Here is a 12494-nt window from a genome sequence, read left to right as displayed (position 1 = left end):
TGCGGAATCACCTGACGGGCGGAGGAATCCGGGGCGTCGGCGGCGGAGCATGGAAGTACGCCCGCCGGACCGGCCGGACCGGGCCGCCACCGTGCGGTGCAGATCAGGAGAGTGTCATGAGTGCTCGTCTCGCCCGTCCTCGCCACAACCGTGTCATCGCCGGCGTCTGCGCCGGAATCGCCGCCCGCTTCGGGCTGGCCCCGTCGACCGTCCGGGTGATCTTCCTGCTCTCCTGCCTGCTGCCCGGCCCGCAGTTCCTGCTCTACCTCGCGCTCTGGCTGCTCCTCCCGCAGGAGCCGTGAGCCGGCGAGGGCGAAACGGCGACGGGCCGCCCGCCCCGGGATCACCGGGGCGGGCGGCCCGTCGCCGTGCGGGTGGCTCGGGTCAGCCGCCGAGGCCCGGCAGGCCCGGCAGGGCGCCGGTCAGGCCGCCGATGGGGGTCTTGTCGAGACCCGGAACGGACGGGACGGCGGCGCGCTGCTGGGTGACGCCGGCGAGCGGGGCCGCGTCGGCGGCCGGGGCGGCGACGTGGCCGGCGGTCGGCGCGAGGGTGCCCAGCGTGCCGGTGACCTTGTCCCCGCCGGGCAGCTTGGCGGCGGTGTCGGCGACCGCCCCGGTCACCGCGGGGTTCGTCACCGCGCCGGTGGGCAGCCCGAGGCCGCCGGGCGCCGGGGCGGCGTCGGCGGAGGCGGTGCCGGCGCCGACCGCCGCGATGGCGATGCCGAGCGCCGCGGTGCCGGCGGCCTTGAGAGCCTGCTTCATGGTTCGTCCCCTTGGGTCCTCGTCGGTGGCCGACGCCGGGCGCGGGGGTCGGCGGCCGGGCGGCCGCCACCGCGCCTGCTCGGCAATGACTGGCACACCGTAGTGAGCCGGTCGTGTGAGAGCCAAAGGGCGTTCACTCACCCGGGTGAGTAGTCGGATGAACGCCAACTTCCTTGCTGGAAGCGGCCGTTCATCCGACCACCGGGAACGCGTTCGCGCCGCGGCTCAGTTGCCGCCGGTACCCACGCTGAACAGCCACTCCGCCTTCAGCTCGGCGTAGCCCGGCTTGATCACGTCGTTGATCATCGCCAGTCGCTCGTCGAACGGCAGGAACGCGGACTTCATCGCGTTCACCGTGAACCACTCCAGGTCGCCCAGGGTGTAGCCGAAGGCGTCCACCACGTGCCCGAACTCCTGGCTCATGCTGGTGCCGCTCATCAGCCGGTTGTCGGTGTTCACGGTGACCCGGAACTTCAGCCGGCTGAGCAGGCCGATCGGGTGCTCGGCGTACGAAGTGGCGGCGCCGGTCTGGATGTTGGAGGTGGGGCACATCTCCAACGGGATGCGCTTGTCGCGCACGTACGCGGCCAGTCGGCCGAGCGAGACCGAGCCGTCCTCGCCCACCGTGATGTCGTCGACGATCCGCACGCCGTGGCCGAGCCGGTCGGCGCCGCAGCACTGCAGGGCCTCCCAGATCGACGGCAGGCCGAAGGCCTCGCCCGCGTGGATGGTGAAGTGGTTGTTCTCGCCCTTGAGGTAGTCGAAGGCGGCCTGGTGGCGGGTGGGGGGGTAGCCGGCCTCGGCGCCCGCGATGTCGAAGCCGACGACGCCCTGGTCGCGGTGGCGGTTGGCCAGCTCCGCGATCTCCTGCGAGCGGGCCGCGTGCCGCATCGCGGTGATCAGGGTGCCGATGCGGATCCGGTGGCCGGCCTCGCGGGCGTTGGCCTCACCGAGGCGGAAGCCCTCCTGGACGGCCTCGACGACCTCGTCCAGGGTCAGGCCGGCCTCCAGGTGCTGCTCGGGGGCGTACCGGACCTCGGCGTAGACGACACCGTCGGCGGCCAGGTCCTCGGCGCAGTCGGCGGCGACCTTGATCAGGGCCTCGCGAGTCTGCATCACGGCGCAGGTGTGCGCGAAGGTCTCCAGGTAGCGGACCAGCGAGCCGGAGTCGGCGGCCTCGCGGAACCACTCGCCGAGCTCCTTGGGGTCGGTGGTGGGCAGGCCCTCGTACCCGACGGCGGCGGCCAGCTCGACCACGGTCTCCGGACGCAGCCCGCCGTCCAGGTGGTCGTGCAGGAGGACCTTCGGCGCGCGGCGGATCTGCTCGGGGGTGGGGATGCGCGGGCCGGTGCCCGCGGTGGTGACGGGATTCTGCTTTTCCATTGCGGAAATATAGCCCCTACGCGCGTAGACCCACCACCGCGGACACCACCGAATGGTCCAAACTGCACCCGGAATTCCACCGGCCGGTCCATAGGATCCGCCAAAAGCGCAGGACGTTCCGGAACACCCGGGCGGCGGTCTCAGTCGTGCTGGAGCAACCGTCCGCGCCGGGACAGCACGAAGTCCCGGAACGCCTCCGCCGGCGGCGTCAGCGGCCGCCCCGCCGCCCAGGCCAGCCCGACCGCCCGCCGGGTGCGCGGCGCCGTCACCTCCAGCTCCACCACCCCGGGCCGCGGCACCAGCGCCGGGGGCAGCAGCGCCACCCCCAGCCCGGCCGCCACCAGCCCGCGCAGCGTCTCCGCCTCCTCGCCCTCGAACGCCAGCCGGGGGACGAAGCCCGCCTCCGCGCAGAAGCCGTCGGTGATCACGCGCAGCCCGTACCCCTGCTCCAGCCCGACGAACGGTTCCTCGGCCACCTCCGCCAGCCGGATCCGCCGCCGCCCGGCCAGCCGGTGGTCCGCCGGGACGACCAGGTGCAGGCGTTGCTCGTCCAGCGGGCGGGCGGCGAACGCCGGGTCCTCCGGCAGCGGCGCGACCAGGCAGAGGTCCAACTCCCCGGCCCGCAGCCGCTCCAGCATCGCCGCGCCGTAGTCCTGCACCAGCTGGAACCGCACCCGCGGGTGCGCCGCGCGGAAGCCGCGCAGCAGCGCCGGCACCGCGTCCGGCCCCATCGTGTGCAGGAAGCCGAAGGCGACCAGCCCCACCTCCGGGTCCGCCTCCGCCCGGGCCGCCTGCGCGCCGCGCTCCACCTCGGCCAGCGCCCGCTCCACCGAGGCCAGCAGCAGCCGGCCCGCCCTGGTCAGCCGGACCGTGCGGCCCTGACGGGCCAGTAGGTCCACGCCCAGCTCCTCCTCCAGCCGGGCCACCGCGCGCGACAGCGTCGGCTGCGGCACCCCGAGCAGCGCGGCCGCCTGCGTCACGTGCTCCAGCCGGGCCACCGCCGCGAACTGCGCCAGCCGCGGCGCCAGCAGGACGGCCGGCTCCTCCGGCCCCAACTCGGCCGCCCGGTACCGCTGCTCCGCTCCGTCCACCGGCTCCGGACCTGCCATTCCGCCACCACCTCGACTCATACGCCAGTGCATCGATCATCCACTCTTCATGCATTGGACGCATCAACCGCGCCGGACCTACGGTCGACGGCATGCAGCCCTCGAGTACCAGGGCATCCGTGCCCGCCCCGGATGCCCCCGCCGCCACCGCCCCGACCCGGGACGACCGCCTCCGCCCCGGGCAGCGCGCCTTCCGCCGCGCCAACCTCGCCCTGTTCGCCGCCGGGGTCGCGACCTTCGTCCTGCTCTACTCCACCCAGGGCCTGCTGCCGATCCTCTCGGCCGACCTCGACCTCACCCCCGGCCAGGCCAGCTGGACGGCCTCCGCCGCCACCCTCGGACTCGCCCTCGCCCTGCTGCCCGCCAGCGCGCTCTCCGACAAGTACGGCCGGACCGCGGTGATGACGGCCTCGACCCTCGCCGCCTCCGTCCTCGCCCTCGCCCTGCCCTTCGCGCCGGACCTGACCACCCTCGTCGTCCTGCGGGGCCTCCAGGGCGCCGCCCTCGCCGGGCTCCCCGCCACCGCCATGGCCTACCTCGCCGAGGAGGTCCACCCGAGCGCCCTGGCCTCAGCGATGGGCCTGTACGTGGCCGGCAACAGCATCGGCGGCATGGGCGGCCGACTGATCTCCGGCTGGACCGCCGCCGCCCTCGGCTGGCGCTGGGGCCTCGCCGCCTCCGCCGTCCTCGCCCTGCTCGCCACGCTGGTCTTCCGGCTGCTGATCCCCGCCGCCCGGCACTTCACCCCCGCGCCGGTGGACGCCCGCGCGCTCGCCCGTACGGTCGGACGGCACCTGCACAACCCGCTGCTGGTGCGGCTGTACGCGCTCGGGCTGCTGTTCATGGCCGTGTTCGGCGCGGTCTACAACACCGTCGGCTACCGGCTGGTCGGCGCACCGTTCAACCTGCCGGAGTCGGTCGCCGCCTCGATCTTCGTGGTCTACCTGGTCGGCACCGGCACCTCCGCCGCGGCCGGACGCCTCTCCGCCCGCCTCGGCCGCCGCGGCGCCCTCTACGTCGCCATCGGCGTGACCGCGGCCGGCCTGCTGCTCTCCCTCGCCGAGTCGCTGGCCTGCGCCCTGCTCGGCCTGGTCCTGATCACCGCCGGCTTCTTCGCCGGCCACGCCACTGCCTCCTCCGCGGTCGGCCGCACCGCCACCGAGGGCCGCGCCCAGGCCTCCGCCCTCTACCTGATCGCCTACTACCTCGGCAACAGCCTCGGCGGCACCCTCGGCGCCGACGCCTACCACGCCACCGGCTGGCCCGGCGCCGCCACCGTCGCCCTCAGCGCTCTCACCCTCGCCGCCGGCGTGACGCTCTACGCCACCCACCGAGCCCATACCACCCGGCGAGCGATCGCGGACGCTTGACAGTCGCCGCCGATACACTCAGGGACATGAGCATCGATCCTGCTGCGTACGCCAGGCTGCTTGAGATCGCGGATCAGCTGCCGAAGGTGCCGGGGATAGGGAAGATCGAGATCGCCGACGGTCAGATCGTCATGATGATGTCGCCGGTGAAGCGCCACGAGCTCGCCGTGTTGCGCATCGCCCGACAGCTCAACGCCCAGCTGCCGACCACTCATCCGGGTCACATCGCTTACCACGGCGCGGACTTGCAGGATGCCGGACTCGGCCAGCTGCGCAACCCGGACCTGATGGTCTTCCCCGAGGCGACCTTGGAGGGTGAGCAGCGAGCGGTTCTCCCGCACGAGGTACTGCTCGTGGTGGAGATCGTCTCCAACTCCAACCCCGAGAACGACTACCACAACAAGGTCCGCGACTACGCGGCCATGGGCATCCCGTTCTACCTGATCGTCGACCCCCGCACCGGCACCGGCATCGTGCACTCGGAGCTCGGCTACGAATCCCGTGAGAAGTTCGTGTTCGGCGACACGATCACGGTCGGCCCCTGGACTCTCGACACGAGCGTCCTGCGGACGTACGCCTGAGCGCACGTCCGCAGGACACCGACCGGATCAGGCGATGCGGTCCAGCACGATCGGGTTCGGGGTGAACTCCGTGCCGGCCGGGGCGACGGTGATGCCGCCGGCCAGGGCCTCGATGGCGTAGTCGTAGCGCTCGGGGGTGTCGGTGTGGAGGGTCAGCAGGGGCTGGCCGGCCACGACGGTGTCGCCGGGCTTGGCGTGCATCTCGACGCCGGCGCCGGCCTGGACCGGGTCCTCCTTGCGGGCGCGGCCGGCGCCCAGGCGCCAGGCGCAGACGCCGACGGCGTAGGCGTCGAGCCCGGTGAGCACGCCGGAGGCGGGCGCGGGGATGACGTGCTGCTCGCGGGCGACCGGGAGCGGGGCGTCCACGTCGCCGCCCTGGGCGGCGATCATGCGGCGCCAGTGGTCCATCGCGGAGCCGTCGCGCAGCGCGTCCGCCGGGTCCTTGCCGTGCACGCCGGCCGCGGCGAGCATCTCGCGGGCGAGGGCGAGGGTCAGCTCGACGACGTCGGCCGGGCCGCCGCCGGCGAGGACCTCCACGGACTCCCGGACCTCGAGCGCGTTGCCCGCGGTGAGGCCGAGCGGGGTGGACATGTCGGTGAGCAGGGCCACGGTGTTGACCCCGGCGGTGGTGCCCAGGCCCACCATGGTGCGGGCGAGTTCGCGGGCGTCGTCCAGGTTCTTCATGAACGCGCCGGAGCCGACCTTGACGTCCAGGACCAGCGCGCCGGTGCCCTCGGCGATCTTCTTGGACATGATCGAGGAGGCGATCAGCGGGATCGCCTCGACGGTGCCGGTGACGTCGCGCAGCGCGTACAGCTTCTTGTCGGCCGGCGCGAGGCCGTCGCCGGCCGCGCAGATGACCGCGCCCGCGTCGCGCAGCACGTCCATCATCTCCTCGTTGGAGAGCAGGGCGCGCCAGCCAGGGATGGACTCCAGCTTGTCCAGGGTGCCGCCGGTGTGGCCGAGGCCGCGGCCGGAGAGCTGCGGGACGGCGGCGCCGCAGGCGGCGACCAGCGGGGCGAGCGGGAGGGTGATCTTGTCGCCGACCCCACCGGTGGAGTGCTTGTCGCTGGTGGGCAGCGGCAGCGAGGAGAAGTCCATCCGGACGCCGGAACGGATCATCGCGTCGGTCCAGCGGCTGATCTCGCGCGGCTTCATGCCGTTCAGCAGGATCGCCATGGCCAGCGCGGACATCTGCTCGTCGGCGACCTCGCCACGGGTGTAGGCGTCGATGACCCAGTCGATCTGAGCGTCGCTCAGCTCTCCGCGGTCGCGCTTGGTCCTGATGACGGAGATGGCGTCCATGCGTGCTCCCAGTGGGGTTTCCAAAAGCGGGGTTTCTAAAAGCGTGAAAAGCGAAGAGTGCCGCGAGATGACCGGGTTCCGGCCCACTCGCGACACTCTACGCGCGTAACAAATGGAGATGCTAGAGCCGCTCCGGTCCGAACGCGTCGGGCAGGACCTCGCTCATCGGTTTCACGCCCGAGGCCAGGTCGACCAGCAGCTCCGGCCCGCCGTGCTCGTACAGCAGCTGGCGGCAGCGCCCGCACGGCATCAGCAGCTCGCCGGAGCCGTCCACACAGGTGAACGCGGTCAGCCGACCGCCGCCGGTGGCGTGCAGCGCGGACACCAGCCCGCACTCGGCGCACAGCCCGAGCCCGTACGAGGCGTTCTCGACGTTGCAGCCGGTGACCACCCGGCCGTCGTCCACCAGCGCGGCCGCGCCGACCGGGAACTTGCTGTACGGGGCGTACGCGTGGCCCATCGCCTCGCGCGCCGCCTCGCGCAGCCGCTCCCAGTCGACGACCGGGGCGGTCACTTGCCCTGGCCCTTGCGGTAGATCTGCCCGTCCGCCTTCGGCGGCCGCAGGCGCTGCGAGGCCAGCGAGAGCACCACCAGGGTGATCACGTACGGCGTGGCGACGATCAGCGGGCGCTGCACCTGGTCGGTCTGCGAGTACCAGGCGATCAGACCGCCGGCGATCACGAAGGAGATCACCGTCGAGGTGAACTTGCGGCGGTACAGCTGCCACAGGGCGAGCAGGACCATCGCGATGCCGACGACGAGGATCAGCACGTGCACCGACTCCGGGTCGCGCAGCTGGAGGCTGTCGGTGAAGCCGAACAGGCCGGCGCCCATGGCGAGGCCGCCGGGCATCCAGTTGCCGAAGATCATCGCGGCGAGGCCGATGAAGCCGCGTCCCAGGGTCTGGCCGTCCTTGTAGAAGTGCGCGGCGACCAGCGAGAGGTACGCACCGCCGAGGCCCGCGAAGGCGCCGGAGGCGATGACCGCCAGGTACTTGTACTTGTAGACGTTGACGCCCAGCGACTCGGCGGCGGTCGGGTTCTCACCGCAGGAGCGCAGCCGCAGGCCGAACACCGTGCGCCAAAGCGCGAAGTAGGTGACCACGATCAGCGCGGCCGCCAGGACCACGACCACCGAGATGTTGGTGACCAGGCCGCCGAGCACGCCCGCGACGTCCGAGACGAAGAACCAGTGGTGGTTCTCGATGTCCTTCAGGCCCGAGGACAGGCCCGGGATGGTGATGTACGGCAGCGGATCCGCCGGCGGGGACTGGTTCGCCCCGGCACCGGCCGAGATGTAGTCCTTGTAGTAGATCCGGTTGACGTACGCGCAGATGCCGGGGATCAGCAGGTTGATGCCGACGCCGGAGACGATGTGGTCGACGCCGAAGGTGACGGTGATGATCGCGTGCAGCAGACCGCCGAGCGCGCCGCCGAGCATGCCGGCCAGCAGGCCGACCCACGGGTTGACCAGGTAGCCGGCCCAGGCACCGCAGAAGGTACCGGCGACCATCATGCCTTCAAGACCGATGTTGACCACACCGGCCCGCTCGGACCAGAGACCACCGAGACCGGCCATGCCGATCGGCACGGCGGCGCTGAGCGCGGCGGTGACCTGACCGGAGGAGGTCAGCGAGTGGTTGCCGGTGGCCATGCCCACGGCGGAGAACAGGACCAGGGCGCCCGCGATCAGGAGCAGGACCACCGGCCAGGACAGCTTGCGCTTCTTGGTGGGCGCGCCCGGCGCCTTCGGACGAGCGGCAGTAGCGGTGCTCATGCCCACACCTCGCTACGCTCGGCGCGTGCTTCGCACAGCGCGCAGTACTTGATGGCTCCCTCGCTTCGCTCGCTCACGAGGCCACCTCCTTCTTCTCAGTGGCCGCGAGCTGGGCGGCGAGCTGCTCGCCGACCTTCTGCTGCTGGCGCTTCAGGCCGTAGCGGCGCACCAGCTCGTACGCGACGACGACGCAGATGACGATGGTGCCCTGCATGACCGAGACGATCTCGGACGGGAAGCCGCCCTGCAGGGGCAGCTGCGCGCCGGTGGCGTCCAGGAAGGCGAACAGCAGGGCCGCGAAGGCCATGCCGATCGGGCTGTTGCGGCCGAGCAGGGCGATCGAGATGCCCAGGAAGCCCAGGCCGGGCTGGAAGCTCTGGCCGTAGTAGAAGGAGTTCTGCAGCAGCTCGGGCATGCCGATCAGACCGGCGATCGCGCCGGAGACGGCCATCGAGACGACCACCATCTTCTTGACGTTCACGCCGGAGGCGGTCGCGGCGGACTCCGAGCGGCCGGTGGCACGCAGGTCGAAGCCGAAGCGGGTGCGGGTCAGGGTGAACTGGAAGAGCACGCCGACCAGGATCGCGAGGAAGAGGAAGCCCCAGAGGGTGCCGCCGGCCGTCTCGATGCCGAAGAAGTGGCTCGACTGCGAGATCGGCGCGGTCTGGATCGAGTTGCTGGTGCCGCTGACCTTCGGGGCGAAGATGCCGGGGACGAGCAGCAGACCGACGATCGCGACCGCGATGGCGTTCAGCATGATGGTCGCGATGACCTCGCTGACGCCGCGGTAGACCTTCAGCAGACCGGCGATGCTCGCGTACAGACCGCCGACCAGCATGGCGGTGACCAGCAGCAGCGGGATCTGGATGAACGCCGGCAGGTCGACCTGGGCGCCGATGTAGGCCGCGAACAGCGCCGCGACCTTGTACTGGCCCTCGACGCCGATGTTGAACAGGTTCATCCGGAAGCCGAAGGCGGCGGCCGCGGCGGCCAGGTAGTACGTGGTGGAGCGGTTGAGGATCGCCACCTGGCCGTCGGACTTGGTGGCGTACGTGATCATCACGTTCCACGCGTCGAACGGGTTCTTGCCCGAGGTCGCCAGCAGGACGGAGCAGATCGCGATGGAGAGCACGACCGCGAGCACCGGCGCCGCCAGTGCGAGCACGATCCGCTCACCGCTGATCCGCTGTGCCAGGCCGGGCTTGGCGGCCTTGGCGGCGGGGTTGGGACTGGTCATGTGGTTACTCCCCCGCCTGCGAGTCGTCGGCGGTGTCGGTGGGCGGGTGCTCGGCCGCGGCCTCGGTGCCCTCGGCAGCGATGGCCTGCGCCTCGGCGACGGCCTCCGGCTCGGACTCGATGTGGCCGCTGGCGGCGCCGGTCATCGCGGTGCCCAGGTCCTCGGCGGTCACGGTGGCCGGGTCGGCGTCGGCGACCAGACGGCCGCGGTAGATGACCCGGATGGTGTCGGAGAGGCCGATCAGCTCGTCGAGGTCGGCGGAGATCAGCAGGACGGCCAGGCCCTCCCGCTGGGCGCGCCGGATGTGCTCCCAGATCTGGGCCTGCGCGCCGACGTCGACACCGCGGGTGGGGTGCGCGGCGATCAGCAGCTTGGGCTGGTGGCTCATCTCGCGGCCGATGATCAGCTTCTGCTGGTTGCCGCCGGAGAGGGAGGCCGCGGTGACCTCGATGCCGGGGGTGCGGACGTCGTACTCCTCGACGATCCGCTGGGTGTCCGTCCGCGCGGCGGAGGGGTCGAGCAGCACGCCCTTGGAGTTGGGCACCTCGGTGACGTGGCCGAGGATGCGGTTCTCCCAGAGCGGGGCCTCCAGCAGCAGGCCGTGCTTGTGGCGGTCCTCGGGGATGTAGCCGATGCCGGCCTCGCGACGGGCCCGGGTGAGGGTGCCGGAGAGGTCCTTGCCGTCCAGGGTGACGGTGCCGCCGTCCAGCGGCAGCATGCCCATGATGGCCTCGACCAGTTCGGCCTGGCCGTTGCCCTCGACACCCGCGATGCCGAGGATCTCGCCCTTGTGGATGCGCAGCGAGATGTCGTCCAGGACGACGCGCTCGATGCCCTCGGCGTCGGTCTTGGCGATCCGCAGGTCCGTGACGGCGAGCATCTCGGTCGTGGTGACGGTCGACTCGCGGCTCTCCGGGGAGGGCAGCTCGGCGCCGACCATCATCTCGGCGAGCTGGCGGGCGGTGACGGCCTTCGGGTCGGCGTCGCCGACCGTGGTGCCGCGCCGGATGACGCTGATCGCGTCGGCGACCGCCAGCACCTCGTGCAGCTTGTGCGAGATGAAGATGACGGTGACGCCCTCGGACTTGAGCTCGCGCAGGTTGTCGAACAGCGCGTCGACCTCCTGCGGGACGAGGACGGCCGTGGGCTCGTCGAGGATCAGGATCTTGGCGCCGCGGTACAGCACCTTGAGGATCTCGACGCGCTGGCGGTCGGCGACGCCGAGGTCCTCGACCAGGGCGTCCGGGCGCACGCCCAGGCCGTACTGGTCGGAGATCTCCTTGATCTTCGCCTTCGCCTTGGCACCGATGCCGTGGATGTTCTCGCCGCCGAGGACGACGTTCTCCCACACCGTGAGGTTGTCGGCGAGCATGAAGTGCTGGTGCACCATGCCGATGCCGCGGGAGATGGCGTCGCCGGGGGTGTTGAACTCGCACAGCTCGCCGTTGATCGCGATGGTGCCCTCGTCCGGCTTCTGCATGCCGTAGAGGATCTTCATCAGCGTCGACTTGCCGGCGCCGTTCTCGCCCATCAGTGCGTGCACGGTACCGGTGCGGACGGTGAGGTTGATGTCGTGGTTCGCCACGACACCGGGGAAGCGCTTGGTGATGCCGCGCAGTTCGACGGCCGTTGTCGCCGTCCCCGCGCTGGGGGTGCCGTCCTTGCGCAGGGGGACGGGATCGGATGCGGTGATGGCGATCTCCTGGTGGTCTGGAGGCGCGTCGTTGCGCTCGGAGGGCCAAGGGGGGAACGGGGGGACGGAACGGGGCCCGGGGGTACGCGTTGAGCGCACCCTGCCGGGCCCCTCCCGTGAACTGTGTCGATCATCGCGCTACCGGGCAGGCGGCAGGCGCTGTCGCGTCCGAGACGCGCGGACCTTACTGGGTCGGCGCGGTCGGGATGGTGGTGGCGCCGCTCTTGATGGCGTCGGCGGCGGCCTTCAGCTGCGGCTGGATGTCGTCGATCTTGCCACCGGTGGTGGCGAGCGAGACACCGTCGGCCTTCAGGTCGAAGAGCTTGACGCCGGTGAAGGCGTTGCCCTTCTTGACCGAGTCGATGTACGCGAAGACCGCGTTGTCGACGTTCTTGACCATCGAGGTCATGATGCTGTTCTTGTACTTCGCCAGGGCCGGCTGGCTGGCCTGGTCGGAGTCGACACCGATGGCCAGGGCGCCCGCCTTGTTGGCGACGGCCTCGATGGCACCGTTGCCGGAGGAGCCGGCGGCGGTGTAGATGATGTCCGCGCCCTTGTCGAGCTGGCCCTGCGCGGCCTCCTTGCCCTTGTCGGGCGAGTTGAAGCCGGTGAAGTCCGGGGGCGTGGTCAGGTAGGTGGTCTCGATCGCGATGTTCGGGTCGACGGACTTGGCGCCCGCCTTGTAACCGGCCTCGAACTTCTTGATCAGCTCCGACTGCACACCGCCGATGAAGCCGATGTGGTGGGCCTTCGACTTGTTCGCGGCGGCGACACCGGCCAGGTACGAACCCTCCTGCTCGGCGAAGAGCAGCGAGGTGACGTTGGACGGCTGGTCCTTGTCGTTCGAGTCGATGATCGCGAACTTGACGTTCGGGTTGTCCTTGGCGACCTTGTTGACCGCCGGCTGGTACACGAAGCCGACCGCGATGATGGTCTTGTAGCCGGCGTCGACCAGGTTCTTGAGACGGGTCTCCTTGTCGGCCTCGGCCTCGCCGGCCTTGGCCTCGGCCTCGGTCACGGAGGCACCCAGCTCGGCCTTGGCCTTGTCCAGACCGCGGGCGGCGGAGTCGTTGAACGACTGGTCGCCACGGCCGCCGATGTCATAGGCCATGCCGACCTTGAGCGAACCGTCGCCCGAGGCGGAAGAAGAGGTGTTGTCGGTGCTCTTTGCGCCGCAAGCGGCGAGCGAGGCCATGCCCAGGGAACCCGAGAGCACAACCGCGGCGAGCTTCATTGAACGGCGCAAGGGAGTATCTCCTTCTGACACGCAACCGTTTG

12 protein-coding genes are annotated in these 12494 nt (G+C 71.1%); 3 read left to right on the top strand and 9 right to left on the bottom strand.

Annotation, left to right across the window (positions count from 1 at the left end; all coding sequences use genetic code 11):
- Positions 1-116 precede the first annotated feature (116 nt).
- Positions 117-302 carry a PspC domain-containing protein gene (locus tag ACZ3TI_RS02295; protein ID WP_465722363.1) on the top strand — a complete coding sequence of 62 codons (186 nt, stop codon included), beginning with the start codon at positions 117-119 and terminating at the stop codon, positions 300-302.
- Positions 303-384: 82 nt separating this feature from the next.
- Here ACZ3TI_RS02295 and ACZ3TI_RS02290 read toward each other — a convergent pair whose 3' ends face one another.
- The 3 genes from ACZ3TI_RS02290 to ACZ3TI_RS02280 form a co-directional block, all read right to left on the bottom strand.
- A complete protein-coding gene (locus ACZ3TI_RS02290) occupies positions 385-762 on the bottom strand; it encodes a hypothetical protein (protein WP_465722361.1) in 378 nt (125 codons plus the stop codon).
- A 225-nt stretch (positions 763-987) separates the two neighbouring features.
- Entirely contained in the window at positions 988-2145 is a 1158-nt protein-coding gene (locus ACZ3TI_RS02285; RefSeq protein WP_465722359.1) for an adenosine deaminase, read from the bottom strand.
- A gap of 140 nt (positions 2146-2285) precedes the next feature.
- Positions 2286-3254, bottom strand: coding sequence for a LysR family transcriptional regulator (locus tag ACZ3TI_RS02280; protein ID WP_465722357.1), 969 nt, complete (start codon positions 3252-3254; stop codon positions 2286-2288).
- A gap of 92 nt (positions 3255-3346) precedes the next feature.
- Between ACZ3TI_RS02280 and ACZ3TI_RS02275 the strand changes: the two genes are divergently transcribed.
- Together ACZ3TI_RS02275 and ACZ3TI_RS02270 are read left to right on the top strand one after the other, a co-directional pair.
- A complete protein-coding gene (locus tag ACZ3TI_RS02275) occupies positions 3347-4624 on the top strand; it encodes an MFS transporter (protein ID WP_465722355.1) in 1278 nt (425 codons plus the stop codon).
- A gap of 26 nt (positions 4625-4650) precedes the next feature.
- Positions 4651-5205, top strand: a complete 555-nt coding sequence (locus tag ACZ3TI_RS02270) for a Uma2 family endonuclease (protein ID WP_465722353.1) — start codon at positions 4651-4653, stop codon at positions 5203-5205.
- Positions 5206-5232: 27 nt separating this feature from the next.
- Here the strand turns inward: ACZ3TI_RS02270 and ACZ3TI_RS02265 are convergent, their stop codons facing one another.
- From ACZ3TI_RS02265 to ACZ3TI_RS02240, 6 genes are all read right to left on the bottom strand, one after another.
- Positions 5233-6510, bottom strand: a complete 1278-nt coding sequence (locus ACZ3TI_RS02265) for a thymidine phosphorylase (protein WP_465722351.1) — start codon at positions 6508-6510, stop codon at positions 5233-5235.
- A gap of 121 nt (positions 6511-6631) precedes the next feature.
- Positions 6632-7024, bottom strand: coding sequence for a cytidine deaminase (locus ACZ3TI_RS02260; RefSeq protein WP_465722349.1), 393 nt, complete (start codon positions 7022-7024; stop codon positions 6632-6634).
- Complete coding sequence (locus tag ACZ3TI_RS02255) at positions 7021-8286, bottom strand: ABC transporter permease (protein ID WP_465722347.1); 1266 nt, start codon at positions 8284-8286, stop codon at positions 7021-7023. Before ACZ3TI_RS02255 ends, ACZ3TI_RS02260 begins: the two co-directional genes overlap by 4 nt.
- Before the next feature lie 73 nt (positions 8287-8359).
- Positions 8360-9523: an ABC transporter permease gene (locus ACZ3TI_RS02250; RefSeq protein ID WP_465722345.1), complete on the bottom strand. Its 1164-nt coding sequence runs from the start codon at positions 9521-9523 to the stop codon at positions 8360-8362.
- 4 nt (positions 9524-9527) lie between these two features.
- Positions 9528-11108: an ABC transporter ATP-binding protein gene (locus ACZ3TI_RS02245; protein WP_465722505.1), complete on the bottom strand. Its 1581-nt coding sequence runs from the start codon at positions 11106-11108 to the stop codon at positions 9528-9530.
- 292 nt (positions 11109-11400) lie between these two features.
- Positions 11401-12462, bottom strand: coding sequence for a BMP family lipoprotein (locus ACZ3TI_RS02240; RefSeq protein ID WP_465722343.1), 1062 nt, complete (start codon positions 12460-12462; stop codon positions 11401-11403).
- Positions 12463-12494: the final 32 nt, after the last annotated feature.

The organism is Kitasatospora sp. NPDC023120 (genome assembly GCF_055560835.1).
The sequence above is the reverse complement of the archived record's forward strand: the minus strand, read 5'-3'. Positions and strand labels throughout refer to the sequence as shown.

Coding starts and splice junctions, on each gene's coding strand:
- ACZ3TI_RS02295 (WP_465722363.1), top strand. CDS start 117: ATGAGTGCTCGTCTCGCCCGTCCTCGCCACAACCGTGTCATCGCCGGC.
- ACZ3TI_RS02290 (WP_465722361.1), bottom strand. CDS start 762: ATGAAGCAGGCTCTCAAGGCCGCCGGCACCGCGGCGCTCGGCATCGCC.
- ACZ3TI_RS02285 (WP_465722359.1), bottom strand. CDS start 2,145: ATGGAAAAGCAGAATCCCGTCACCACCGCGGGCACCGGCCCGCGCATC.
- ACZ3TI_RS02280 (WP_465722357.1), bottom strand. CDS start 3,254: ATGGCAGGTCCGGAGCCGGTGGACGGAGCGGAGCAGCGGTACCGGGCG.
- ACZ3TI_RS02275 (WP_465722355.1), top strand. CDS start 3,347: ATGCAGCCCTCGAGTACCAGGGCATCCGTGCCCGCCCCGGATGCCCCC.
- ACZ3TI_RS02270 (WP_465722353.1), top strand. CDS start 4,651: ATGAGCATCGATCCTGCTGCGTACGCCAGGCTGCTTGAGATCGCGGAT.
- ACZ3TI_RS02265 (WP_465722351.1), bottom strand. CDS start 6,510: ATGGACGCCATCTCCGTCATCAGGACCAAGCGCGACCGCGGAGAGCTG.
- ACZ3TI_RS02255 (WP_465722347.1), bottom strand. CDS start 8,286: ATGAGCACCGCTACTGCCGCTCGTCCGAAGGCGCCGGGCGCGCCCACC.
- ACZ3TI_RS02250 (WP_465722345.1), bottom strand. CDS start 9,523: ATGACCAGTCCCAACCCCGCCGCCAAGGCCGCCAAGCCCGGCCTGGCA.